The organism is Cloacibacterium caeni, from assembly GCF_907163125.1.
Classification (GTDB): domain Bacteria; phylum Bacteroidota; class Bacteroidia; order Flavobacteriales; family Weeksellaceae; genus Cloacibacterium; species Cloacibacterium caeni_B.
In genome coordinates this window covers 2650030-2677024 of sequence record NZ_OU015319.1, presented here as the reverse complement: position 1 = coordinate 2677024, position 26995 = coordinate 2650030, and the positions used below count along the sequence as shown (strand labels likewise).

Genomic DNA, 26995 nt, shown 5'->3' with positions numbered 1-26995 from the left:
ACATCATTATCCTTTCATTTGATTCTCAAATGCAAACTTTAAACAAAAAATAAATAGATATGACATTCGACATCAACATGATTAAAAAAGTGTACGAGCGCTACCCTGAAAGAATTGCTGCGGCAAGACAAGTAGTACAAAAACCTCTTACACTCGCTGAAAAAATTCTTTACGCTCACCTTTGGGAAGGTAATGCTACAGAAGCTTACGAAAGAGGAAATTCTTATGTAGATTTCGCTCCGGATAGAGTTGCAATGCAAGATGCAACTGCACAAATGGCACTTTTACAGTTTATGCAAGCAGGAAAAGCTAAAGTTGCCGTTCCTTCTACAGTTCACGCTGATCACTTAATTCAAGCTAAAATTGGTGCCGATAAAGATTTACAAGAAGCACTGAATAAAAATAACGAAGTTTTCAACTTCCTAAGTTCAGTTTGTGATAAATACGGAATTGGTTTCTGGAAACCAGGAGCAGGTATTATTCACCAAGTAGTTTTAGAAAATTATGCTTTCCCTGGTGGAATGATGATTGGCACCGACTCTCACACTGTAAATGCAGGTGGATTAGGAATGGTAGCAGTTGGAGTTGGAGGAGCAGATGCAGTAGACGTAATGGCAGGAATGGCTTGGGAACTTAAAATGCCAAAATTAATTGGTGTTAAATTAACTGGTAAACTAAACGGTTGGACTTCAGCAAAAGACGTTATTTTAAAAGTTGCAGGAATTCTTACTGTAAAAGGTGGAACTGGTGCTATTGTAGAATATTTTGGAGAAGGAGCTGTATCTCTTTCTGCAACAGGAAAAGGTACTATCTGTAACATGGGTGCGGAAATTGGCGCTACTACGTCTACTTTCGGTTATGATGATTCTATGAGAAGATATCTTACTGCAACAGGAAGACAAGAAGTAGTAGATGCTGCTGATAAAATCGCAGAACACTTAACTGGTGACGCAGAAGTATACGCAGAACCAGAAAAATATTTCGACCAAGTAATTGAAATTAACCTTTCTGAATTAACTCCACACCTTAATGGTCCTTTTACTCCAGACTTAGCAACTCCAGTTGCTGAAATGAGAGATAAAGCTATTGCCAATGATTGGCCTCTAGATATAGAATGGGCTTTAATTGGTTCTTGTACCAATTCTTCTTACGAAGATTTATCTAGAGCAGCCTCTATTGTAGAAGATGCGGTAGCGAAAGGAGTAAAACCAAAAGCAATTTTAGGAATTAACCCAGGTTCTGAACAAGTAAGATATACTGCAGAAAGAGATGGATTAATTGATACTTTCAAAAAATTTGAAAATGCGAGAATCTTTACCAATGCTTGTGGACCATGTATCGGACAATGGGACAGAGAAGGCGCTGAAAAACAAGAGAAAAACTCTATCATTCACTCTTTCAATAGAAACTTTGCAAAAAGAGCAGATGGAAATCCAAATACTCACGCATTCGTAGCTTCTCCTGAAATGGTAGCAGCTGTAGCAATTTCGGGAAGATTAGATTTTAATCCAATTACAGATACTTTAACCAACGAATCTGGAGAACAAGTAAAATTAAAAGAACCAATAGGTTCAGAATTGCCAGCAAAAGGTTTTGACGTAGAAGATAACGGCTACCAAGCTCCTGCAGAAGACGGTTCTGCTGTTCAAGTAATTGTTTCTCCTACTTCAGACAGATTACAATTATTAGAACCTTTCTCACCTTGGGATGGTAAAAATATTACGGGCGCTAAACTTCTCATTAAAGCTGAAGGAAAATGTACTACTGACCACATTTCTATGGCTGGTCCTTGGTTAAAATACAGAGGTCACTTAGATAATATTTCTAACAACATGTTGATTGGTGCTGTAAACTTCTTTAACAAAGAAACCAACAGAGTTAAAAACCAATTAACTGGAGAATATGGTGAAGTTCCTGCTGTACAAAGAGCATACAAAGCAGCAGGCGTTCCTTCAATTGTAGTAGGAGATCAAAACTACGGAGAAGGTTCTTCTAGAGAACACGCTGCTATGGAGCCAAGACATCTTGGTGTAAAAGCAGTTTTAGTAAAATCTTTCGCGAGAATTCACGAAACCAACCTTAAGAAACAAGGTATGCTTGCATTAACTTTCGTAAATCCTGAAGATTACGATAAAATCCAAGAAGATGATACTTTTGATTTCTTAAATCTAGAAGGTTTCGCACCGAATACGCCACTTCAAATTCAGATTACACACTCAGACGGAACTACGGATACTATTCTTGCTAATCATACATATAATGAGCAGCAAATTGGATGGTTTAAAGCAGGTTCTGCGCTTAATCTAATCGCTGAAGAAGCTAAAAAAGCATAAGTTTTTTTCATAAATACTAAAAAACCACTCGAAAATTCGGGTGGTTTTTTATTGGCATAAAAATTTTTTTTTTAAAGTTAATCATTGGAATTTTAATTAAAATTCAATTTTCGATTTGGCAATAAATCTTTTGTAACAAAATAGCATTTCGACAGTCTTATAGAAGAATTTAAAAATGAATATGAAAAAAAATTATATCATCGCTATTGGATTTCTTTTTACCACAACTTTCGTTTTTTCTCAAAATACTAAAAATGAAACGCTAAAAGAGAAACAAATAGACGGTGTAACCCTTACCAAAACCAAAAAAGCAGTAGAACAAAAAGCAGACAGAACTATTTTTGATTTTTCAGAACAAGCTCATCTCAATACTGGAAATGTAAGTGAAGGTCTTAAAAAATTGCCAGGACTTATCGTTTCTGATGTTGCAGGTATGATGTATCAAGGGAAGCAATTAGATGTTTATATGGACGGAAGACCGCTAAATATTGGCGGTAATCAGTTGCAAGCTTTTCTCGAAGGAATGCCTGCCAATTCTGTAGAACGTGTAGAAATTGTAACGCAACCAGGTTCTGAATTTCCTGCCACTTCTGGTGGTGCAATCATTAACATTATCACCAATAAAAACGCACAAAAATATCTTTCTGCAACTTACACCGGGAGATACGCTTTCACCAATTACGAAAAATACAGAAACAGAACCAATAATTCTATTTTGTTAAATGCCAAAAATAAATATTTCGGGTGGCAACTAAATTTTGGACAAAATTATAGAGAAGCATACAGAGAATCTATTATAGACAAGGTTTCTAACGTATTTTCGGAGCAAGTGAATAGAGGTTATTTTGTGAAATCTGCACTTACTTTTAACATTGGGAAAGACAGATTATTGGTAAATTATGACATCAACCATAATAATAATGACACCGAAAATAGCAGTTCTGGTTTTATAGCCAATAGAACGGGAACCGCGCCTAATTACATTTACAGTATAGACGATTATACCACCAAAGATTTCGGAGAGACAGAAAACTGGAGAAAAGATTTAAGCGCAACGTATCAAATAAAATTTGACGATAAAAATAAAAAATTAGATTTGAACGCCAGTTATAACACTTTTGATTCAAACTATAATCTTGATGGTAAAAAATTTATCAACTCTACTACTCAAAACAATAACATAGAAACCACTTCTCATCAAAACGTAGCGACCTTCAGAATTGATTATTCGCAACCTATTAAAATTTTAGACGAAGGGAAAATTTCTTTCGGTGGTTTGTTTGAAAAATTAAACTACGACACAGATTTTTTCGGCATTACTAATTTAGAATACCAAAGACAAACTACTTCTACGTATGCAGAACTTCAAGCAAAGAAAAAGAATTTTGATTTTATTTTAGGAACCAGAGCAGAAGCGTATGATATTTCTGGAAAAACCATAGATTTAACCACCGGAAAACTTACTAAAGATCTAATTCCTTTTAAAAAATTCAGCCTTTTCCCGAATGCAAGCATTCAATATAACTTTGGGAAACAAGTCTATTTTGCACTAAATTACAACAGAAAAATTCAACTGCCTAATATTTCTTGGCTTAACCCAAATAACACCAATTACCAAAACGGAAACATCAGTTTCGGAGGAAATCCTAATCTACAACCCACTATTTTTAATAATCTCGAAGCAAAATTTTCAGTCTTTGATTATGCTTTTATTGGCTATAATCTAAGTATCGCCGAAAATCAATCTATACAATTTGCCGAAAAGAAATATTTCTTTGCAGAGAAACCCATCATAGAAAATAGAGAAGCTTATGGAGTAAGTAATGGTTTTATAAACGTTTCTTCTATGAAAGTTCATAATTTTAATTTCGGTTTACCTATTCCTTTTATGCTTTTTACTAAAGGATTAAAGGAAACAATGAAATTTAATATCAATCCAGATAAAATGAACTTCTTATACGTTTACACAGGTTATCAACTTCATCAGTTACCAGATAATGACAATAAAGGATTCTGGATTTTTAACATCATGGCTCAATTTATTTTACCAAAAGACATTAAACTAGTTGCTAATTACGGAACCATGACCAAAGGTAACTGGTACTACTACAGAATGGAAAAACCTTGGATGAATAGCTTCGACCTTACTGCTACTAAAAAATTCTTGAATGATAGACTTACCGTATCTGTTTTTGCAAATGACTTGTTTAGAAGCAACGTAAATGCGGTAACCTCGCTTTATAACAATTCTAATCTTTATTTAGGAAATAATTTTGATTCTCAAAATTTTGGAATTTCTATCAATTATAAACTTCCTACTAAGAATAAATTGGTAAAAGAAGATCCGAACTTATTGAAACAAGACAAAAAAGAAGATTCTGGATTACCGAATCAGTAAATACGAAAAAGATTTCTAAAATTTAGAAATCTTTTTTTGTTTTAAGACGCAACCAATTGAATGTTTTTACCTCTTAATAGTAAAATATAAAATTATGAAACTTTTAAAACTCATTTTATTGGTTATCTTGTTTATTGGTTGCAGACAAGACTTAGATGAAACCAATATCATCGGAACATGGAAACTAAGTGCACAATTAATGGATCCAGGCGATGGAAGTGGTAAATTCTTACCTGTTAACAGTAGCAGAACTGTAACTTTTAGAAATGATGGAACATATATCTCTAACGGAAGTTTTTGTAACATGAATATTGAAGCCAATCAAAACACAGACGGAAATTATATTTATTCTTCTACAGAAAAAAAATTAACGCCAAAATGTTTTACCATAGGATTGTTATTACCTACCGTTTTATCAATAAATATTGAAAACGGCAACCTCATTATTTCTAATTATGGTTGTGACGAACCTTGTGCACAAAAATTTACCAAAATAAAAGATTAAGATTATGAAAAAATTATTTTTTACTACAATGGCTTTATGCACTCTTGGATTTCTATTTTCTTGTGATACTAGAGAAGAAAACAACATTAGTATTTCTAGAATTAAAATAGATAGTGTGAAAATCCCTCAAGAGAAGATGGATTTATTTACTACTCAAACCATTAAAACTTACTCTACTTATGCTTCTGGCTGTGATAGATTTTATGATTATGATTATAGAATTGATAATCTGAATAGATTTGTAACTTCTTATATTTACAAAGAAAATAATGTTTGTACACAAGTTGCTTATGTAGGCGCTAATCAATTTAACTTTAAACCTGTAGAAAAAGGAACCTACACTTTTAAGTTTTGGAACGGAAAAGACAATGCTGGAAATGATTTATGGATTACTAAAACCATAGTTGTAGAATAAAATCACTATTTTCGGTACTGTAAGTTGTATTACATGAATTTTAAAGAACTAATCTCTTCTTGTTTACAAAAAAATGCACAATCACAACGTGAATTGTATGATTATCTCGCACCAAAACTTTTTGGTGCTTGTTTAAAATATGCTCAAAATCAAGATGATGCCAAAGATTATTTTCAGGAAAGTTTTATTTTAATTTTCAAAAATTTACATCAATTTAACTTTAAAAGTGATTTGTTTTTTTGGGCAAAAAAAATCACTATTAATCATTGTATTTCTCAACTCAAAAAAAACAAGAATTTAGCTTTTACAGACTTAGAAACTATAGAAACCTATGAAGAAATAAATGAAGAAGAAGAATTCTCTATAGACCAACTTCTAAAATTGGTACAAGAATTACCTACTCAATACAAAATGGTTTTTAATCTCTATGTTTTAGACCATTATAGCCATCGTGAAATCGCAGAAATGCTTAATATTTCTGAAGGAACCAGCAAATCTAATTTGAGCAGAGCCAAAATGATTTTGAAACAAAAAATTACATCACAACAGAAAAATACGCTTTATTACCATGAAAAATAAAAAAGATATAGAGCAAATTTTTAAGGAAAAACTCGGAGATTTTGAAGCCAATACGCCACAAGAATCTTGGGATTTTATTTCCGAAAAAATAAATGAAAAAGAAGAAAAAAGAAGGATAATTCCTCTATTTTGGTTGAAATCTGCAATTGTTTCTACAAGTGTAGCTGCGGTTTTATTGATAAGTTATTTCTTATTTAATGATAAGATTGACAGCAATTTACCAAAAAACAATACTGAAATCGCTCATCAAAACACTGAAATTCAGAATCAAAAAGTTACAGAAAACAACTTACATAATCATTCAAAAATAGATGCAAAGACTGCTGAAATCATTAATAATAAAAACAATATTAACGATTCTAAAAACACAAATTTTTCCGTTAATACAATTACTGCAAAAAGTTCTTTGCCTAAAAGCAATACTTCAAAAAATATAAAATTAACAAACAATACCCTAAATTCTGTAGAAAAAAATAAGACAAATCTTGAAAATCCATCTTCAGAGGAAAAAAACTTGGCGAAAAATCTTCAATCAGAAATTACACCAAATCAAAAAAATATAGAAGAAAAATCGCCAATTGTTTTAGCTGAAAACAATCTCGTAAATTCAGCTAAAAAAGAACAAGAAGTTTTGAAAAAAGAAGAAAATATTTTAGTTCAAAATAATTCAGAAGAAGATATTTTTAAAACAAAACTAGAAAAAGAAACGCAAAAAGTAACGCAAAAAAAATCTAAAAAATTATCCGTTTTTGCTAATTACACTCCACTTTTTGCTTCTTCTACTAAAGGTTCTGCGATAAGTAATTCCTTTGATAACAATACTAAAACTTTTGATGATAATAACAGTTTTGGAGCAGGAATTCAGTATGCTATTAATGATAAAATTTCTGTAAGAACGGGCGTAAGCAATTATAGCCTTAACCATAAAACCGAAAATGTAATTTTCTTTAAAGCCAACAGTACGGCTTCTATTAGTTACAACAATAGCTATAAAACATTGTCTTTAAATGAAAACGGACAGAATATGGTTATCCTTAATAATAATGCTTCTTTTTACAATGCAGATGTAGTAGGTTCTGTGAATTCAGGGACACTGAACCAAGAGATGAGTTTTATAGAAGTCCCTGTTGAATTTTCTTATACTTTACTCAATAAAAAATTGAAAATCAACACCATAACTGGTTTTAGTTCTGTCATTTTAAATAAAAATGCAGTTTCCGTTTCATCTAATAATACGAAAACAGAAATAGGTAAGTCTAACAATATCAACGATGTACATTTTACAGGAAATGTAGGACTCGGTTTTTCTTATCCTTTTTCTAAAAATTTAGACTTGAAATTAGAACCTACTTTTAAATATCATTTTAATACATTTAAAGACAAACAAAACTCATTTTCTCCATATTTCATTGGCGTTTATACTGGTTTTGTTTATAAATTTTAAATTAAATCACCATGAAAAAATTATTTTTACTTCTAGTTCTTGTTTGGGCAATATCATGCGAAAGACAAGATGAAAATTCTACTAAAGAATCATTAATAGGAAACTGGGAATGGATTTCTTCTACAGGTGGAATTGATGGCAGAACAGAAACGCCTGATTCTACAGGAAAACAAGTGAAAATTGTTATTACAAAAGATTCTGTAAAAGTTTATGAGAATAGCGTTTTAAAACAAAAAAACAGTTATAAAATTTCACGAGAAAAATCTGTTCTAGACAATAAAATTAAAGACATGATTATTTACAATAGTGGTTTTAGAGACAGTTTTATGATAGAATCACAAAACCAACTGCATCTAATTGGTGATTGTTTTGATTGTTTTGCAAGTCTTTATAAAAAAACAGAAAATCAACCTTCGCAAGCACGCCAAATTGCATCATTCTGAGGAACTGGCGCTGTAATTTCTATATTTTCTTTCGTAACAGGATGTATAAATTCTAATTTTCTGGCGTGTAAATGAATGCCACCATCAGGATTAGAACGTGGCGAACCGTATTTTAAATCGCCTTTTATGGGCGTTCCGTTTTTAGATAATTGTGCTCTGATTTGGTGATGTCTTCCTGTTTCTAAATCGATTTCTAAAAGAAGATAATTGTCCAATGCTTTAACAATATTATAAGTAAGAATCGCTTCTTTTGCACCTTCAGTTGGTTTTGGGAAAACAATTGCTTTGTTATTTTTCTCATTTTTTTTGAGATAATGAACCAATCTTTGAGAAGGCGGAATCATTTCCTTGGCTACCACTGCCCAATATGTTTTCTTAATTTCTCGATTTTTTACCATTTGTGTGAGGCGAGAAAGCGCTTTAGAAGTTTTGGCATAAATCACCAAACCAGAAGTAGGCCTATCAATTCTATGAACTAATCCTAAGAAAACATTTCCAGGTTTATTATCTCTAATTTTGATGAAATTTTTAATGGAATCTAGCAGAGATTCGTCGCCAGTTTTATCACCTTGAACCAATTGCCCCACTTTTTTATTGATAACCAGAAGGTGATTATCTTCATAGATGATTTGAGAAGCGATATTTGAGTTTATGTTTTGCATTATTCTTTTTGAGTGATAGAATATTGATAATCATATATTCCATCATTATGAAAATTACTAATTTCTTTAGCTGTTAATTTAGCTGACAAAAGTCGGAAATTTTCTTTAGAAAAAACATATACTTCATCAGCAATTAATTGATAGTGTTTCTTTTCCTTTTCCACATCTTGGTTAAATCTAAAGATATTATAGTCGTCATCTTCGGCTTTATTTTTATCAAACTCGTTTTTGACATTGATTTTCAAGTCTTTTTCTTCACTCAAAACAGACAAAACCACTTTAAAAGGCTTGCTTTTTAACCCAAATGGAAAATTATTTCTTTTGGCAAAAAGAGTATTCACCGAATTTTTATTTTCTAAACCAAAATATCTTGAGAAAATAATTATATCTTCTTCTATATTAGAAATTACACCTTCTGGATTTCTTTTAACCCTTTCAAAAATGTTTTTATCTTTTTTGCTCAGTTGTTTTTCTTGTTCTGCAATGTTTTTCAAGAGATTTCCTCTTACTTGAGCCAGATTATTGATTTTTTTATAAGCACCTAAAGAATCTGTTCTAAAATAAATGGTCAACTGATTTCGGTAGGCTACTTTATTACAATTGCAATCGTTTTTCTCCTCTTTCTTGCCTTCATGTAGGTGTTCATAATTGATGATTTTCCAACTGAAAATTTTATCATTTCCATCATTAAAAAGATAAGTTAATTCTACATCTTGATTCACCGTAAATGGAGCGTGATACGATTTTCCTTTTGGAGATTTAAGAGAAGAAGCTGAAGAAATGTGATACTGGTAAACTTGATTTTTGGGTAACTCTGGAGTGATAAATTTCTTTTCCTGAGAGAAAATACAAAAAGAAATTAACGTGAACAATAAAGAAAGTTTTTTCATGGTTATAATTTTCCATAAAAATAAAAAAAGTTGAGCAAAAAACTCAACTTTTTATTTATCTAGTAACTTTCGTTCTTATTCGGGAAGGAAACGTCTTTCACATCTTTCACATATTGCGAAACGGCGCCTGTAATTTCTGTATAAAGGTCTAAATATCTTCTTAAAAATTTCGGCGAAAATCCTTTATTCATTCCTACCATATCATGATAAACCAGAACTTGACCATCACAATCTGGTCCAGCTCCAATTCCTATCGTTGGGATAGAAATACTTTCTGAAACTTTCTTCGCTAAGTCAGCAGGAATTTTTTCTAAAACTAAAGCAAAACAGCCCAGTTCTTCTAAAATTTTAGCATCTTTTATTAGTTTTTCGGCTTCTGCATCTTCTTTAGCGCGAACTTTATAAGTTCCAAATTGATAAATTGATTGCGGTGTTAAACCTAAATGTCCCATTACTGGAATTCCTGCATTAATTAATCTAGAAACAGAATCTGCGATTTCTTCGCCGCCTTCTATTTTCACAGCATGAGCTCCAGATTCTTTCATCATTCTTACGCCAGATTCCAACGCTTTTTGTGGGTCTGACTGATACGTTCCGAATGGCAAATCTGCAACTACTAATGCTCTATCTACTCCTCTTACTACGCACTGAGCATGATAAATCATTTGATCTAAAGTAATAGGCAAAGTAGTTTCGTGACCTGCCATTACATTCGCTGCCGAATCTCCGATTAAAATAGCATCTACTCCACCTGCATCTACCATTTTGGCAGTGGTATAATCATAAGCAGTAAGCATTGTGATTTTTTCCTTATCGAACTTCATTTTTCGTAAGGTTTCGGTCGTTACTTTTTTAATTTCGGAATGTACTGACATGGGAATAAATTTTAAAGAGTAAAAATATAAAAAAATGCCGACTCTCGGTCGACATTTTTAATTTTTATAAAACTACGTGTCCTAATTTTCTTAGTTTTTCGTGGTTTAAGATTTTTAAGTTTCTTCCTTCCACTTCTATGTAGTTATCTTGTTTAAATTCTGAGATTAATCTGATGGCACTTTCTGTAGCAGTTCCGATTAAGTTAGCAATTTCTTCTCTTGTTAAAGAAATTTTGATAAAACCTTCTGGGTCTGTTCCTAATTTCTGCTCTAGAAGAAGAAGCACTTCTGCTAATCTTTCTCTTACTGTTTTTTGAGCCAAGAAAGTTACTGTATTAGAACTTTCGCCCAATTCGAAAGAGATTTTTTGAAGCATTGCAAAAGACAATTGTGGGTCTACTTCTAGCAAATGAAGAAATACATCTGCAGGAATATAAGTAGCTTGTAAATCGCTCATCGCTTCAGCAGTAGCTTGATAAGCTTCACCAATTAATAGCGCTCTATAACCAATAATATCACCTTCTTTGATGAATCTTAAGATTTGTTCTTTTCTATTAAAACCTAGTTTATAAAGTTTTGCTGTACCACTTTCTATAAAAAAAACACCTTCTACATTTCTTCCTTCCTCGAAAAGAGATTCTCCTTTATTAAAGAAAAGAGTTTGCTTAGCATTGATATATTTAGTGTAATCTTCTTTAGATAGAATTTCCTTAAAAGCCTTGTCATTAAAAACACTTTGAAACTTGTTTTCAATAAAAATTTGTTTTTCTAAAGACATAGATGAATTTTTATGATTTTCGTCAGCAAAATTATCATTTTTTTCTTATTAATCATAAAGAATTTTTGTATTATTTTTGCACATTTAATAAAAACAGATGGCAGAAAATTGTTTCCATTGTGGGCAAGAAATAGAAAAAGATAGAATTTTCTTCGATGAGAAGGCATTTTGTTGTAACGGATGCAAATCTGTTTATGAAATTCTTAATGCAAATAATCTCGGAAATTTTTATGAATTAAATAAAAATTCTGGAATTAGACCAGATGAAAATCTTTCTCAGTTTGATTATTTAGATACTCCAGAAATTTTCGAAAAAGTAGTAGATTTTTCTGAAGGGAATACTAGTGTAGTTACCTTTAAAATCCCAGTGATTCACTGTAGCTCTTGCATTTGGTTACTAGAGAGTTTGCAAGATTTGAACACGAATATTAGATATTCTCAGGTAAATTTCACCAAGAAAACGCTACAAGTTTCTTTTAACCAAAACGAATTACCTCTGAGTGAATTGGCAAAATTCCTAACGAATCTTGGTTATAAACCTGTAATTTCATTAGAAACGGCAGACAAAAAAGAAGCCGCAGTAGACAGAAGCCTCACGATAAAAGTAGCAGTTGCAGGATTTGCCTTCGGAAATGCGATGATGTTTGCATTCCCAGAATATTTAAACACGGGTTCTTCCGTAGATTTCTGGTTAGAAGAGTTTGCGCCGTTTTTCAGATTTTTAACCTTCTTACTTTCCATTCCAGTGGTAGTGTATTCTGCATCAGACTATTACAAATCTGCGTGGTTTGGTTTGAAAAATAAAATTGTAAATATAGATGTACCGATTGTTTTAGGTATTCTCGTTTTATTCTTTAGAAGTGTCTACGAAATCGCGACCAATTATGGTCCTGGATATTTTGATACACTTTGTGGATTGTTATTCTTCATGTTGTTGGGTAAAATTTTCCAAAAGAGAACTTATTCTGCACTTTCGTATGATAGAGATTACAAATCTTTTTACCCAATTGCGGTAACCAAAGTAGATTTCGGAGGACAACAACAAAATATTTTACTTTCGGATATTAAAGTTGGCGATAGAATTTTAGTAAGAAACCAAGAAATTATTCCTGTAGATGCAGTTTTAATTAATGGTGAAGGAAACATAGACAATAGTTTCATTACTGGTGAAAGTGCTACGATTACCAAAAACCCTGGCGATAAAATTTTTGCTGGTGGAAAACAAATTGGCTCCATTTTAGAACTAGAAGTCATCAAAACTGTGAACCAAAGTTATTTAACTCAACTTTGGAACAAAGAGGCCTTCAGAAAAGAAGAATTAGGACTCGATACTTTGGTGAATCAAATTTCAAAATATTTCACCTTTATTATTATAGGAATTACGCTTCTTGCTGGAATTTATTGGTATCAAATAGATTTTGAAAAAATGTTCCAAGTGGTTTCTGCGATTTTGATTGTGGCTTGTCCATGTGCATTGGCGCTTTCTACTCCATTTACGATGGGACATATCATGAGAATTTTGGGCAGAAATAAAATGTATGTGAAAGATGCTCACACCATTGAAAAAATGGCAAAAATTGACACTTTGGTTTTCGATAAAACTGGAACAATTACCTATAACAAAAAAGCCAACATCAGTTTTGAAGGTAAAGAGATCGCTGAATTTGATTTAAAAAACATAAAATCTTTACTCAAAAATTCTAATCACCCGCTTTCTAAATCGCTTTACGAATTTTTAGAAGTACAAGACGAATATTTACCAATTGAAAACTTCAAAGAAACTGCCGGAAAAGGTTACGAAGCCACAGTAAGAGGAAAAGTTTACAAAATTGGTTCTGCAAAATTCACTCATAAAGAAGCTAAATCACTAGAAACTGCCGTTTACATAGAAAGAGATGGTGAGTTTTTAGGAAAATTTATCTTCAAGAATGAATACAGAGATGGTTTAGCCGAAATGGCAAAAGAACTGAAAGATTATAAAATCCATGTATTAAGTGGAGACAATTCTTCAGAAGAGCAAACACTTAAAAATCTTATTCCAAATATCACTGAAATGAGATTTAGTCAATCTCCGGAAGATAAATTAGAGTATATCAAGCATTTACAAGATCAAGGAAAAAAAGTTGCCATGCTTGGAGATGGACTAAATGATGCGGGTGCGCTGAAACAAAGTAACATAGGAATTGCGATTGCAGATGACACCAATTCTTTCACGCCGAGTTCAGATGTGATCATGAATGGAGGTGTTTTGACAAAGTTGCATGACTATTTTGCACTCACAAAAGATGCCATAATCATTGTGAAATTAACATTTGGAATTAGTTTTCTATATAATGTGGTAGGTTTAACCGCAGCTGTAATCGGTGAAATGTCACCATTATTCGCTGCAATTTTGATGCCTTTAAGCTCAATAAGCGTAGTTGCATTTACCTCATTATCAACATGGTTAAGGTCAAGAAAATACTTCAAATTTTAATAATAAGATAAAAAAATCTTATTTAGAATATTTTTAAATTAACGTTTTTTTAACAGACTATGATGAAAGTCATTAAAAAACATTAATTTTGAAGCGCAAAATCCTTTTATATTTGTAAAATCGTGGAAATTCTCTATTTAATGATCATCTGCAGTGTCTCAATCGCTGTAATTTTTCTAATAGTCTTTATTATTAGTGCCAAGAATGGTCAGTTTGACGATGACGAATCTCACGCAGTAAGAATTTTATTAGAAGACAAAAAAACAGATATAGAAGAAGAAAAATCTGAAGAAAAAAATTAAAATTAAAGTGATTAGTTAATATGGAAACACAAAAGTTTAGTTATGACAATGGCATTGTGCGTGCGTTTCTTTACGCTACAATAGTCTGGGGAGTACTTGGTTTTACATTTGGTGTAACTGTTGCATCAATGTTATTTTATCCAGAGTTACCAGAATACCTTTTTGGAACAGATGACCCTACAATTGCAAGTTTAAGAAGTGGAGACATTCAAGGACTTGTAAGTACTAATGGTGCGTTTGGATTTGGCAGATGGAGAATGTTGCACACCAGCACAGTTATTTTTGCATTTGTAGGTAATGGATTCTTTGCAGGTGCTTATTATTCTTTACAAAGATTATTAAAGGCAAGAATGTTTAGTGACGTCCTTTCTTGGATTAATTTCTGGGGATGGCAATTAATAATTGTTACAGTAGCAATTACCTTTCTAATGGGTATAAATACTTCTAAAGAATATGCAGAACATGAATGGCCAATTGACATTATGATTGCTATTATTTGGATTGTAATGGGTATTAATATGTTTGGTACTATTGCCAAGAGAAGAGTAAGACACCTATATGTTGCTATATGGTTTTACATTGCAACATGGGTAGGTATTACGATGCTACACGTATTCAACAATCTAGAAGTTCCTTTATCATTTGCAGGATGGAAATCTTATTCAGCTTATGCTGGTGTAAAAGATGCTTTAGTACAATGGTGGTATGGTCACAATGCGGTAGCATTCTTCCTAACAACTCCAGTACTTGGTTTAATGTATTACTTTATGCCAAAAGCAGCTGATAGACCTGTGTTTTCTTATAAACTTTCTATCATCCACTTCTGGTCATTAATATTTGTTTACATTTGGGCTGGTCCTCACCACTTGTTATACACAGCAATTCCAGGTTGGGCACAAGCTTTAGGTACTACGTTCTCTATTGCTCTTATTGCTCCATCTTGGGGAGGTATGCTTAATGGTTTATTAACCTTAAGAGGAGCTTGGGATAAAGTAAGAGAAAATCCTGTTCTTAAATTCTTCGTGGTTGCAGTTACTTGTTATGGTATGGCTACTTTCGAAGGGCCGCTTTTAGCAACAAAAACATTAAATAAAATTGGTCACTTTACAGATTGGGTAATTGGACACGTTCACGTAGGTGCATTAGGATGGAATGGTTTCATGGCATTTGGTATGATTTATTATTTACTACCAATTATGTGGAGAACAAAATTGTGGTCTGTAAAATTAGCAAATTGGCATTTCTGGTTAGGTACTTTAGGTATTATTTTCTACGCAGTACCAATGTATATTTCAGGATTTACACAAGGTCTAATGTGGAAACAATTTAATCCAGATGGAACTTTAGTATATAAAAACTTTTTAGATACTGTTACGGCAATTATTCCTTACTATCAAATGAGATTTTTTGGTGGGTTATTATATCTTACTGGCTCTATTCTTATGGTTATTAATGTTATTGCTACTGTAAGACAAGGTTCATTCGAAAAAGAAGTTCCAGTAGAAGCTCCTGCATTAGCTAAAATTTCTGACGCTAGAAAAGAAGGAGAAGGAAAACACCTTTGGTTAGAAAGAATGCCGTTATACTTTTCTGTTTTATCAGCAATTGCTTTAGCAATTGGTGGTATGGTAGAAATTATTCCTACATTAACTGTAAAAGATAATGTTCCTACCATCGCATCTGTAAAACCTTATTCTCCACTAGAATTAGAAGGTAGAGACTTATACATTAGAGAAGGCTGTAATGCGTGCCACACTCAAATGATTAGACCATTTAGAGATGAGGTTGTACGTTACAATGGTAAAAACGGTCAATACTCTAAAGCTGGTGAATTTGTTTTTGATAGACCTTTCTTATGGGGTTCTAGAAGAACTGGGCCAGACTTACACAGAGAAGGTGGTAAAAACCCAGATACTTGGCATTTCAAACACATGTTAAACCCAAGAGTTACATCTCCAGGTTCTATCATGCCAAGATATCCATGGTTAATCTATAACGAACTAGACAGAACTAAAACTAAGGATAAATTAGTATTATTGAAAAATGTATTTGGTCACCCTTATACAGATGAAGAAATCAATAATGTAGACAAATTAGTAGACGAACAAGCTGCTAAAATTGTAGAAGGAATCTATTCTGGTGATGCTGAAATCAAAAAAGCATTTGATGCTCAAAAAGCACAACAAGGTGCAGCATTTGTTCCTGTAGAAAAAAGAGAAATCGTTGCTTTAATTGCTTATTTACAAAGATTAGGTACAGATATTAAAACTACCGAAGTAAAAACAGCAAGCAATAATTAATAATCTAATAAAGGAGTTTTTTCAATATGATACCAAGTAATATAAAAGATATCTTAGCAAATATAGATAATGCAGGAATCTACCAAACATTATCTATGATTATCTTTATCATATTTTTCATCAGCACTGTGTTATACGTTCTTTCAAGACCTAAAAAACACTACAGCGAAGTTGAAAGAGCTCCTTTAGAAGATGATCATAACAATTAAAAGTTCTAAAAAACAAGAGTCATGAAACATAGAACACCCGTACTTGTAAACATAGTAGCAATATTATTTATCTTAGTATTTTTATTTTACATGTTTATACAAAATACCTCTTTCTTATCTTCTCCTTATTTCTGGGGAACTATCGTAATAGGTATTGTTTTAGCATACATTTTCAATGCAATCGGTGCATTAGCTGAAAACGAAAGATTCAAGCAAATGACAGATGCAGAAAAAGCAACTTTCTTAAAAGAAAAAGAAATACCATATTTCAAAAGATTATATGATAGTGCTTTCAAAAAACAATCGGATGTTGAAGAAAAAGACATCCTTATTGACCACGGTTTTGATGGCATCAAAGAATTAGATAATCAATTACCAAAATGGTGGTTAGGTCTATTTTACTTTGGCGTAATTTATGCAGTAGTTTATTTAATTGCATACTCAGTTTCAGATTTTGCTCACCCAGACAAAGAATATGAAGCAGAGCACAAACAGCAATTAGCAGATATCGCAGCTTATGACGCTGTTACTCCTAAAGCGACTATCGAAACTGCAAAATACAATGCAGATAATATTGCAGAAGGAGAGCAAATCTTCAAAACAAACTGCGTATCTTGTCACAGTGAAGGTGGAAAAGGAGGAATTGGACCAAACTTAACTGATGATTTCTGGATCAATCAACCAGAAAAAACATTATTCAAAAATGTATTTAACATGGTAGAAAATGGTAGTCCAAACAATCCTACAATGCAAGCTTTCGGTAAAAATGGAGTTCTTAATGGTAACGACATCGAAAAAGTAGCTGCATACATCTACCACATTAACCAAGAAATGCCAGATGCTGCTGGTGGAGCTGCTCCACAAGGAACCAAGGCAAATTGGGAAAAATAAATTAAAAAAATTATATTTGTTATAAAAGAAAATATGAAAAGTTAGTTTTTATAATAAATAACATACAAAAATGGCTAATAAAGAAGAACAAATTGGCGCTGGTCAAGTAATTCATGCAGAAACCTTCAGAGATTCTGTAGCAACTATAGAACAAACGGGTTCTAGAAAATGGGTATATCCTAAAAAACCAAAAGGGAAATTTACCAATTACAGAGATATTGTCACGTTCATTTTATTAGCCATTTTCTTTATTACTCCATTTCTTAAAATAAATGGAAATGCAATGCTCAAAATAAATATTATCGATAGAGAATTTTTTATTTTCGGGCAACCATTCTATCCGCAAGACTTCTTTATTCTTGCATTAGGAGCAATTACATCTCTTGTATTCATCATTCTTTTTACCGCAATCTTCGGAAGAATTTTCTGTGGATGGATTTGTCCACAAACTATTTTTATGGAAGGGGTTTTCCGTAAAATAGAATTTTGGATTGAAGGAGATAGAAACAAACAAATTAGATTAGCCAGTCAACCTTGGAATGCAGAAAAAATCTGGAAAAAAGGATTGAAATGGTTTGTATATGTAGTAATCTCTCTTATCATTACGCATTGGATGTTCATGTACATCGTAGGTGTAGAAGATACGCTAAAAATTATGAAAGGCGGTCCTGTAGAATACCCTACCAATTTCATTGTAATGGTAATTTTCACTGGATTATTTTACTTCGTTTTTGCTTGGTTCAGAGAGCAAGTGTGTACACTCGTATGTCCTTATGGTAGATTACAAGGTGTATTGATTGACAAAGAAACTGTAAACGTTTTCTACGATTATAAAAGAGGGGAAAACAGAGCAAAATGGAGAAAAGGTGAAGACAGAAAAGCTGCAGGAAAAGGAGATTGTATCGATTGTAATCAGTGCGTAGTCGTTTGTCCTACTGGTATTGACATCAGAAATGGTCAACAGTTAGAATGTATCAACTGTACCATGTGTATTGATGCTTGTGATGAAGTAATGATCAAAACAGGTTTACCTACAGGTCTTATTCGTTACGCTACAGAAGACGAAATCGAAAAAGAAGAAAAATTCAAATTTACGAATAGAATGAAAGCGTACTCGCTTGTTCTATTAGCATTAGTAGGTGTTTTAGGTTATTTATTAAACAATAGAGGTGGTTTAGAAGCAAAATTCATAAAACCAGCGGGAAGTTCTTTCTATGTGAAAGACGGAAAAATTAATAATACCTACAATTACACCCTTCTAAACAAAACCAATGACGATAAAATGGTTACCATTAAAGTAATTAAGCCTACACATGGTGAAGTTATTTTCAGTGGAAACAGTACTATCGCTCTAAAACGTGACAAAATCACCAAAGGAACTGTAAATGTAAGTTTCCCTGAAAAAGAAGTGAACCAACCAAAATTAATTGTTACTTTTGGCGTTTATGATTCTAAAGGAAAACTTTTAGACACTTTCGAAACTAATTTTGAAGGTCCATTTAAGTTACAATTCTAATTTTTTAAAAAATATTTTTAATGAAATTCACTTGGGGACATGGTATAGTAGTCGCTTTAGGACTTTTTATATCCTTTATTTTGTATTTAATTTTCATTTTTCCAATTGGTAAACAGAATTCTGAGTTGGTTACCGAAAATTATTATGAAGACGAATTATCTTATCAAAAAGTGATCGATGCTAAAAATAATGCTGAAACTTTAGCTACAAAGCCTCAATATGCACAGTTGCCTTACGGAATTAGAGTTGCTTTCCCTAAAGATATCAACAATCAAAATGCTAAAATAGAATACTATTTATACAGAACCAATGACAAAACACAAGACAAAACAGGTTCTGTGCAACTAGATGCAGATAATAGCTTTTTAATCCCAAAGAATTTTATGATTCATGGTTCTTATACACTAAAAGTTTTATGGACCAAAGACGGAAAAGATTACCAAGTAGATTATGACGTAGAATGGAAATAACCCTTATTTTAGCGGCACTAGGTTTAGGTTTTGCAAGCGGATTCCACTGTATAGGAATGTGCGGTCCCATTGCGCTTTCACTAGGATTGTCTAAAAAACAACAAGTTAATTTTCATCTTCAAAATCTTACTTATCAATTCGGGAGAATTCTCACTTATTCTATTTTAGGAGCCATTGTAGGTATTGTAGGCGAAGGTTTTCAGCTCGCAGGAATTCAGCAATACATCAGCATTTTTGCAGGAGTTTTATTAATGGTTATGGCACTTTTCTCTTTCGGAGGAGATTTTGCCTCAAAAATTCCAGCCATCAATAATGCTTTACTCAAAGTTAAAATCAATCTCGGAAAATTTTTACAAAAATCTGATTATTCCTCTCGATTTTTAACAGGATTATTAAACGGACTTCTTCCTTGCGGAATGGTTTACATGGCTCTTACCGCGAGTTTAGCAGCAGGCGGAATTTGGCAAAGTGCAAGTTTTATGGCCATTTTCGGTTTGGGAACATTTCCGTTCATGTTTACCACTGTTCTTTTCGGAAATCTAATTAACACTGCCCTTAGAAACAAAATTCTTAAGGTTGTACCAATTATCATGCTCATTTTAGGCGGTTTATTCATTCTAAGAGGTCTAGAATTAGGTATTCCTTACATCTCACCTAAAAAGGAAGCTTTAAAGGTAGAAAAGAAAATGAACTCAGAGAAAACTTCAGACGAAAACTGTCACTAAATTTTCTTACTTTTAGCTCAGAATTTTAAAATCAAATCTATGCTTAAAAAATTTACTTTTTGGCTAATTCCACTATTGGCCATTATTCTCCAAGCTTGTGCTGTAGATTCTGTTACCACTTATCATCAAGATAAAACCACTAGTGTTCTCATGAACATTGACATGAAAGACTTACTTGCGATGGCAAAAAACATGGGTGGTGATTCTGCAAATTCTGATAATAAATTTAAAGATTTCGAAATGTACCCTAGAGATTGGAAAAACATGTACGAAATCATGAAAGAAGATTCAGAAAAAAAGGGAATCGCGATGACTAAAGACAAAGACAGCATTCAATTAATCAAAAAAATGTTTGTAAAATCTAATTTTGAAAATAATGAAATGACGGGAATTGCTTTTAAAATGGATAGATTAACTCCAGAAGAAATCAAAAATTTCTCTAGAACATCTAAAAAAAGCAATTTTATAAGCGCCACAAGTTCTGACAACACCATTTGGGACGGGAAAACATTAACATTAGATACAGAATATTTTAATCCTCAAACTTTTTCTGAAACCTTAAAAAAAGAAATGACTTTAGAAGCTAAAACGGATTCAGCTAAAGCAGAAGCAGAATCTGCACTTGCTATGATGAAGATGTTTAATACTAAATTCAACAACAAAATTAAGTTTGAAACCAAAATAAAATCCATTCAAGGAAAATACGATTGGGTAAAGAAAATAGACGATTATACCATTGATATGTCTTTCTCTTTTGAACAACTTCTTGACGAAAGTTTAAAACTCAACGAAAAGGACAAAAAAGTAATCATCATTACAGAATAAAACAAAAACCACCGAAACTTCGGTGGTTTTTTTATACTGAAAGCTAATTGCTGAATGCAAAAAGCATATTAATCTATCATTTCAAATCTAGCGTATTCCGCTACTTTTTTCGGTAACTTAATTCCGCCTTCTACTTGATTGTTTTCTAACAAAGCTGCCATAATTCTCGGTAAAGCCATTGCAGAACCGTTTAATGTATGGGCTAATTGCGTTTTTCCGTCACCTTTGAATCTGCATTTTAAACGATTCGCCTGGAAAGTTTCAAAATTAGAAACCGAAGAAACTTCTAACCATTTTTCTTGAGCTGCACTCCAAACTTCAAAATCATAAGTCATCGCAGAAGTGAAACCTTGATCTCCTCCACACAATCTTAAAATTCTGAAAGGCAATTCCAAATCTTCTAAAATAGATTTTACATGAGCTACCATTTCTTCTAAAGCAGCATAAGAATTTTCAGGCTTTTCTATTCTTACAATTTCTACTTTTTCGAATTGGTGTAATCTGTTCAAACCACGAACATGAGCACCATAACTTCCCGCTTCTCTTCTATAACATTGTGAGAAAGCAGTATTCTTAATTGGTAAATCCTTTTCTTCTAAAATAACATCTCTATAAATATTCGTTACGGGAACTTCTGCAGTTGGAATTAAATATAAATCATCAATTCCTACGTGATACATTTGTCCCTCTTTATCAGGCAATTGTCCAGTTCCATAACCAGAAGCTTCATTTACAACATGAGGCGGATTTACTTCTAAATAACCAGCATCTGTATTTTTATCTAAGAAATATTGAACTAAAGCTCTTTGTAATCTCGCTCCTTTTCCTAAGTAAACTGGGAAACCTGCACCTGCGATTTTTACACCTAATTCAAAATCAATCAAATTATATTTCTTTGCCAATTCCCAATGCGGAATAGCACCTTCTCCCAATCCATGAACTTCGTGAGACTGATAAACGATTTCGTTATCATCAGCAGAAACACCAGCTTTCACCAAATGATAAGGAATATTTGGAATTTGGTATAAAATATTAAGCAACGAAGTTTCTATTTCCGAAAGTTTTGTAGTAAGTTCTTTGGAAGACTCTTTGTATTGAGCGGTTTTAGATTTAGCAGCTTCGGCTTCTTCTTTTTTACCTTCTTTCATTAAAATTCCTATTTCTTTAGAAATTTTATTGATTTCAGCCAATTGCGAGTCTAATTCTTGTTGTGTTTTTTTACGTTCGTCATCTAATTGGATAGCTTCATCTACCAATTCTAATTGCTTAAAATTTCTTTTTTTAAGACCTTCTAAAACGCGTTCTTTTTCTTCGCGCAAAAAACTTACTTGTAACATCTTATTTGGTTTGAGAGTTAAGATTTGAGTCTAAATAAAACTCAAATTTTAATGATTTATGCAAATTTACGGAATTATTTTACGATATGAATGATGTTTGGCTGTCCTTCCACTTTAGAAAATGAAAGTTTATTGTTATACCAAACTTTGGAAACTTGAAACAAGTTAGGAGACCAATTGTACACTACTTTTACTGTGTCTACATCTGTTACCGTTTCTTTATTTACTATTTTAGAAAGATTGATGTAAAAATCAGACTGATACGTTTTTTGACTTGGCGAAATAGAATCCTTTAAAATTCTAACCGCACCAGTTGCATAATCAACATAAGCAATCGTGTCTTGGTCTTTTTTGACGGAAATTCCTGTAATATCTTGCAAAGCTCTATCTGCATTTAAATCCTGGGCTCTCACAGCGGTAAAACCTCCAGGAATATTGGTGTTGAGCAAATCTTTCCCAGCAGCGTTTTTGATGTAAATATTAAGAACTTGGTCTATTTTCTGCAAGTCACTTTCATCTTCTCCTCTACAAGAGCTAAGAAAAATTAAAATCCCTAAAATGATTAATCTGCTGAACTTCATATTGCAAAGATAATTTTTCTAATCTAATTTTTTAAAATACTTCCAGAAAAAAAACATCCCTAGAAATCCCGAAAAAGTCATCGCTAAAAAAACACTGACTCCCATCCCTAAAATTTGAAATTTTGGGACTAAAATAAAAGCAGAAATACCCAAAACATTCAACGAAAACACAGAAACAATGGTATTTTTCTTCATTTCTCCCACTGCAGAAAGTAAATTCCCAAATAAATTTCTAAATAACATATTCATTAAAAATGTTATGACCAAAATTAAAAACACTTGGGTTTCATGAGCATATTGAGATGAGAAAAATAGCGTTAAAATTTCTTTGGCAAAGAAAAATGAAACTCCAAAAATGACTAAACAAATCGGAATGAAAATTTTATAGTAATTCGAAATATAATCTTTTACAAATAATTGATTATGAGCGTTTTTAGCAATTTTTGGAAAATCTGCTTGCAACATAGATACGGCTAAAAAGGTAAGATTGGAAGGCAAAATAATCGCTACTTTATAATCAGCTACCGCATTTTCGTTTAATAAAAATCCTAGAAGTAAAATATCTAAAGAAAATAATAAATCTGATAAAAAAGCAGTAAAAACTGCATGAAACGAATAACTCCAAAGTTCTTTTTTCTGAAGTTTTATCCTCTGAAAGTTTAGAATTTTATATTTAAAAAACCAGAATAAAGATAAAAAAGGAGCAACTGAAATAGCCAATAAATAACCCTTTAACCCGAATAAGTAAGTTAAAATAATAATTAAAATCAGTCCCAAAACATTAACCACATTATTCACTCGAGCAAAGTTCTTGTTATCATGATACACTCTAAAATAAGATTGTATATGATTGAAAAAATAAAAACCAATTAGCCGAATGGTAAAAAATATAAAAATCAGCAAAACATCTCCGTATTTCTGAACGAAAAAAATGCTCGAAAAAATAAATAGAACAGAAAGAATTAACTGATATAAAAATCCTTGAAGAAAAAAATGCTGATGAAGTTTTTCTTTTTCTTCTGTTTGTTCTGCAATGGCCCCGAATCTTAAAAATCCTTGCGCAGAACCAAATCCACTAAAAGTCGCAAAAACTGCAAAAACAGAAGCCACGATCGTCATCATTCCAAAATCACTTTGCGGAAGCATTCTTACCACCGCAATAGACGAAATAAGTCCACAGATTTTTGCAATCAAAAGTGAAAAAAATACATATTGACCTTTATTTTTAAAAAAATTCTGCAAAAATTCTTGAAGACTCTTCATTTACGACAAATAATATTTAAAAATAGCTAAAATATTGACTGCAGAAGATTTAGAGAAAAAATCTTTATGATGATATAACTCTAAAATATCTTTTTGAAGTTCTTTATAATCGTCTAAAAGCTCAATATTTGATTGAAAATAATCGTTATAAAAAGACTGAATTTCTGGACTTGAATCAAAATAATATTGATACGGATACATGCTTATTTTATATTCCTTTCCGAAAATTTTATTGTAAAAAACATTCACCAATCTTTTGTTAAAATGATCTCCAAGAGTCGTTTTCCAATGAGCATTGGGTTTCATCATGGTTCGTTCCCATTTAAACAGAGTCGCCTCTTTGCAATGTTCTTTAATCCATTCTAAGTAAAATCGATGATTAAATTTCCATTTTTCTGGTAAACTTACAGCGAAACTCATAAAATCTTTGGTCATAAAAGGAGAAGTCTGATACGAGAACTGTTGGAACACTTGACCTCCAAAAACCGCTCTGTTAAAAGCGATATTCCTGAGATAAAAAAGCTCTTCTCTCTCATATTGAGATGTTATTTTTTCTAAATTTTCATAAACTTTTGGCAAAAAAAGACTATTGACTACTATTTTCTTGTTGGTAGGTTTTTGTACATCGGGAATCATGTTAAATCCACCTAAAACGCCATCACCAATTTGCCCAGAATGAATAAGCCCAAATTGTTCCTGATAAAACTGCTGCATTGCAAAGTCTACATGAATAGAACCCGTATATAAAACCATTCCTTCAGAAATAGAAACCATTTTATCTATATTTTTCAAGAAAATCCCTCCATCTAATGGAGCAAAATGGTAATCAAAATTAAATTTCTCTGCAATTTTTCTAGAAATGGTTTCGTCTAAATAATTGCTCTGCGAAAAACAAAACATTTTATTAGGATTTAGCTGTAGTTTTTCCGCATATAAAACGGCGACTCTACTGTCTAAACCTCCGCTTAAAAGAGAAAAATGTTCTTTGCCAAGTTCATGATCTTTTTCATATTCTAGAGCGACAGATTTTGAGAAAATCTCATCAATGGTATCAATTGCTTCTTCTTTACTTCCTGAAAACCTCTCTGCTTCTACATTAAAATATTGCTCTTCTTTTATAGATAAATCTTTCGCATCTACTTTTATATAAGATGCGTCATAAATTTTAAAAATATCCTTTATCGGTGTTTTATTTTCAATGATATTGGTAAAAGCCAACATTTGGTAAATACTATCTAAATCTATAGAAAAAGGAATTTTATTGGATTTTAAATCCTCCACAATATTTTTAATAGAAGTATCAATGATGATTAAATCCTTTGAACGATAATAAAAAACCTTTTGTGTAGAAGTAACATTGGTAAAAGCAAACACTGTTTTTTCACTTTTATCAATAATGAACCCTGAAAATTCACCTTCCAAAAGCGCAAAAAAATGTTGTTTTTTTTGCTTGAATAAATCAAGAACCAAGTTTTTAAAATTTGTTGAAGCAAATTCTTGGCAAAGTGATTTTTTATTGAGAATCACCCCTTCTATTGCAATGAGAAAACTTTCATTCTCTACAATCACATTATCAAACAAACCCTCTTGGAATCTACAAAAAGATTCTATTTCTCCATTGAAAATTCTAACCGAAAATCCCTTTCTCATGATAAAACTTGATTATAAATTTCAGAAAATTTTTCGGCGATTACGGACTTAGAGAAATTTTCTACAACATATTTTCTTAAATCCTCAGACGAATCTAATTCTACATTTTTTTCTAACATGCTTTTCATAGCCTCCAAAAGTACGTCTTCATTGTTATTTTCAACTAAAATCCCTCGTTTTTTATCTACAATTTCTGGAATTCCACCCACATTTGTCGCAATAACAGGAACGCCTATAGATAAAGATTCTAGCAATACTATTCCTTGAGTTTCCATATCACTGAAAAGCACAAAACAACTGGATTGTTGCATTTTTTTAGCTACTTCTTTATGAGAAAGTAATCCGAAAGTCTTTGTAAAAACCTCTGCTTTATATTTTTTAACCCAATTTTTTAACTTTTCTTCATCTCCATCACCACCAATTTGCAACTGAAAATGAGGATACTTTTCGTACAACTTTGAAGCAACTTTTATAATTTTTTCTGAATTTTTTAAGGGAATTAGATTAGAGATGTGTAAGAAAATAAATTGGTCTTTTGCTTCTTGACTTATGCAAAACAAATCCGTATCTATAACATTACCAATTACGTTAGCTTCTTTTACAATTCCATTGAGTTGTAAACCTTTTTTTAATTCTTTGGAAACAGGAATCACCAATTCAGCATTTTTGGCAATAATTTTTGCGAGGGCAATGGTTTTTCTATTTTGTTTTGACAAAAATCCTGACCAATGTTCTGAAATCACAAACGGAATTCCGTATTTTCTTTTCAAGGAAACTGCAAAAAGCATATTGTTATGAAGAACATTTCCGTGAACCAAATCTGGCTTTTGCATTTTTTTGAAACCCAATTGATAGGCTTTCATTCTTCTCAAAAAATTCTGGAGTGGATTTTTTGAATTTTTGTAGTACACAATCAACGTTCTGATTCCATTGATAATTTGATCATCAAAAACGAATTTCTCTTTTTGGTTAAAATCGCCAATCGCATGAAGAACTTCCACGTCATGAAGCAAAGAAATGGCTTCTGCATGACGCTGCACAAAGTTTCCATTCGTAGGTTCAAGTTTATTAGGAAACCAAGACGAAATGAAGAGAATTTTATGTCGTGTATGAATGTTCAAACAGATA

General features: G+C 32.1%; 24 protein-coding genes. 15 read left to right on the top strand and 9 right to left on the bottom strand.

Going from position 1 to position 26995, the window contains the following annotated elements:
- The first annotated feature begins 59 nt into the window (after nt 1-59).
- The 7 genes from KKQ79_RS12450 (at nt 60) to KKQ79_RS12420 (ending at nt 8117) form a co-directional block, all read left to right on the top strand.
- The gene (locus KKQ79_RS12450; protein WP_213190410.1) at nt 60-2333 is read left to right on the top strand and encodes an aconitate hydratase; all 2274 of its coding nucleotides are present in this window, start codon (nt 60-62) and stop codon (nt 2331-2333) included.
- A gap of 181 nt (nt 2334-2514) precedes the next feature.
- Nucleotides 2515-4731 carry a TonB-dependent receptor domain-containing protein gene (locus tag KKQ79_RS12445; protein WP_069800500.1) on the top strand — a complete coding sequence of 739 codons (2217 nt, stop codon included), beginning with the start codon at nt 2515-2517 and terminating at the stop codon, nt 4729-4731.
- Nucleotides 4732-4825: 94 nt separating this feature from the next.
- Entirely contained in the window at nt 4826-5236 is a 411-nt protein-coding gene (locus KKQ79_RS12440) for a hypothetical protein (protein ID WP_069800285.1), read from the top strand.
- Between the two features lie 4 nt (nt 5237-5240).
- A complete protein-coding gene (locus KKQ79_RS12435) occupies nt 5241-5651 on the top strand; it encodes a hypothetical protein (protein ID WP_213190409.1) in 411 nt (136 codons plus the stop codon).
- 33 nt (nt 5652-5684) lie between these two features.
- The gene (locus KKQ79_RS12430; RefSeq protein WP_213190408.1) at nt 5685-6230 is read left to right on the top strand and encodes an RNA polymerase sigma factor; all 546 of its coding nucleotides are present in this window, start codon (nt 5685-5687) and stop codon (nt 6228-6230) included.
- Nucleotides 6220-7674: a hypothetical protein gene (locus KKQ79_RS12425; protein WP_213190407.1), complete on the top strand. Its 1455-nt coding sequence runs from the start codon at nt 6220-6222 to the stop codon at nt 7672-7674. Before KKQ79_RS12430 ends, KKQ79_RS12425 begins: the two co-directional genes overlap by 11 nt.
- 11 nt (nt 7675-7685) lie before the next feature.
- Nucleotides 7686-8117, top strand: a complete 432-nt coding sequence (locus KKQ79_RS12420; protein WP_213190406.1) for a hypothetical protein — start codon at nt 7686-7688, stop codon at nt 8115-8117.
- Here KKQ79_RS12420 and KKQ79_RS12415 read toward each other — a convergent pair.
- The 4 genes from KKQ79_RS12415 to KKQ79_RS12400 form a co-directional block, all read right to left on the bottom strand.
- The gene (locus tag KKQ79_RS12415) at nt 8081-8779 is read right to left on the bottom strand and encodes an RluA family pseudouridine synthase (RefSeq protein ID WP_213190405.1); all 699 of its coding nucleotides are present in this window, start codon (nt 8777-8779) and stop codon (nt 8081-8083) included. The two genes, KKQ79_RS12420 and KKQ79_RS12415, sit on opposite strands and share 37 nt — an antisense overlap.
- Entirely contained in the window at nt 8779-9669 is an 891-nt protein-coding gene (locus KKQ79_RS12410) for a hypothetical protein (protein WP_213190404.1), read from the bottom strand. The genes KKQ79_RS12415 and KKQ79_RS12410 overlap by 1 nt, the downstream gene beginning before the upstream one ends.
- A 59-nt stretch (nt 9670-9728) precedes the next feature.
- Complete coding sequence (panB, locus tag KKQ79_RS12405; RefSeq protein WP_069800297.1) at nt 9729-10544, bottom strand: 3-methyl-2-oxobutanoate hydroxymethyltransferase; 816 nt, start codon at nt 10542-10544, stop codon at nt 9729-9731.
- A 64-nt stretch (nt 10545-10608) separates the two neighbouring features.
- On the bottom strand, nt 10609-11322 hold the full coding sequence (locus tag KKQ79_RS12400; protein ID WP_213190403.1) for a Crp/Fnr family transcriptional regulator: 714 nt from the start codon (nt 11320-11322) through the stop codon (nt 10609-10611).
- Between the two features lie 97 nt (nt 11323-11419).
- Here KKQ79_RS12400 and KKQ79_RS12395 point away from each other — a divergent pair, with 97 nt between their 5' ends.
- From KKQ79_RS12395 to KKQ79_RS12360, 8 genes are all read left to right on the top strand, one after another.
- Nucleotides 11420-13798, top strand: coding sequence for a heavy metal translocating P-type ATPase (locus KKQ79_RS12395; RefSeq protein WP_213190402.1), 2379 nt, complete (start codon nt 11420-11422; stop codon nt 13796-13798).
- Nucleotides 13799-13920: 122 nt separating this feature from the next.
- Nucleotides 13921-14100, top strand: a complete 180-nt coding sequence (ccoS, locus tag KKQ79_RS12390) for a cbb3-type cytochrome oxidase assembly protein CcoS (RefSeq protein WP_262897644.1) — start codon at nt 13921-13923, stop codon at nt 14098-14100.
- Between the two features lie 20 nt (nt 14101-14120).
- Nucleotides 14121-16400, top strand: coding sequence for a cytochrome-c oxidase, cbb3-type subunit I (gene ccoN / locus KKQ79_RS12385; RefSeq protein ID WP_213190400.1), 2280 nt, complete (start codon nt 14121-14123; stop codon nt 16398-16400).
- A 230-nt stretch (nt 16401-16630) separates the two neighbouring features.
- Nucleotides 16631-17500 carry a cbb3-type cytochrome c oxidase N-terminal domain-containing protein gene (locus tag KKQ79_RS12380; protein ID WP_213190399.1) on the top strand — a complete coding sequence of 290 codons (870 nt, stop codon included), beginning with the start codon at nt 16631-16633 and terminating at the stop codon, nt 17498-17500.
- A 70-nt stretch (nt 17501-17570) separates the two neighbouring features.
- Complete coding sequence (ccoG, locus tag KKQ79_RS12375; protein WP_213190398.1) at nt 17571-19016, top strand: cytochrome c oxidase accessory protein CcoG; 1446 nt, start codon at nt 17571-17573, stop codon at nt 19014-19016.
- A 20-nt stretch (nt 19017-19036) separates the two neighbouring features.
- Nucleotides 19037-19486: a FixH family protein gene (locus tag KKQ79_RS12370; protein WP_371462717.1), complete on the top strand. Its 450-nt coding sequence runs from the start codon at nt 19037-19039 to the stop codon at nt 19484-19486.
- Nucleotides 19477-20211 carry a sulfite exporter TauE/SafE family protein gene (locus tag KKQ79_RS12365; RefSeq protein ID WP_213190397.1) on the top strand — a complete coding sequence of 245 codons (735 nt, stop codon included), beginning with the start codon at nt 19477-19479 and terminating at the stop codon, nt 20209-20211. Before KKQ79_RS12370 ends, KKQ79_RS12365 begins: the two co-directional genes overlap by 10 nt.
- A 39-nt stretch (nt 20212-20250) precedes the next feature.
- The gene (locus KKQ79_RS12360; RefSeq protein WP_213190396.1) at nt 20251-21036 is read left to right on the top strand and encodes a hypothetical protein; all 786 of its coding nucleotides are present in this window, start codon (nt 20251-20253) and stop codon (nt 21034-21036) included.
- Between the two features lie 68 nt (nt 21037-21104).
- Here the strand turns inward: KKQ79_RS12360 and serS are convergent, their stop codons facing one another.
- From serS to KKQ79_RS12335, 5 genes are all read right to left on the bottom strand, one after another.
- Nucleotides 21105-22373: a serine--tRNA ligase gene (gene serS, locus KKQ79_RS12355; RefSeq protein WP_213190395.1), complete on the bottom strand. Its 1269-nt coding sequence runs from the start codon at nt 22371-22373 to the stop codon at nt 21105-21107.
- 74 nt (nt 22374-22447) lie between these two features.
- Nucleotides 22448-22954 carry a hypothetical protein gene (locus KKQ79_RS12350; protein WP_213190394.1) on the bottom strand — a complete coding sequence of 169 codons (507 nt, stop codon included), beginning with the start codon at nt 22952-22954 and terminating at the stop codon, nt 22448-22450.
- A gap of 18 nt (nt 22955-22972) precedes the next feature.
- Complete coding sequence (locus tag KKQ79_RS12345; RefSeq protein ID WP_213190393.1) at nt 22973-24217, bottom strand: oligosaccharide flippase family protein; 1245 nt, start codon at nt 24215-24217, stop codon at nt 22973-22975.
- A complete protein-coding gene (locus tag KKQ79_RS12340; protein ID WP_213190392.1) occupies nt 24218-25867 on the bottom strand; it encodes an asparagine synthase-related protein in 1650 nt (549 codons plus the stop codon).
- A complete protein-coding gene (locus KKQ79_RS12335) occupies nt 25864-26988 on the bottom strand; it encodes a glycosyltransferase (RefSeq protein WP_213190391.1) in 1125 nt (374 codons plus the stop codon). The genes KKQ79_RS12340 and KKQ79_RS12335 overlap by 4 nt, the downstream gene beginning before the upstream one ends.
- Between the last annotated feature and the right edge of the window lie 7 nt (nt 26989-26995).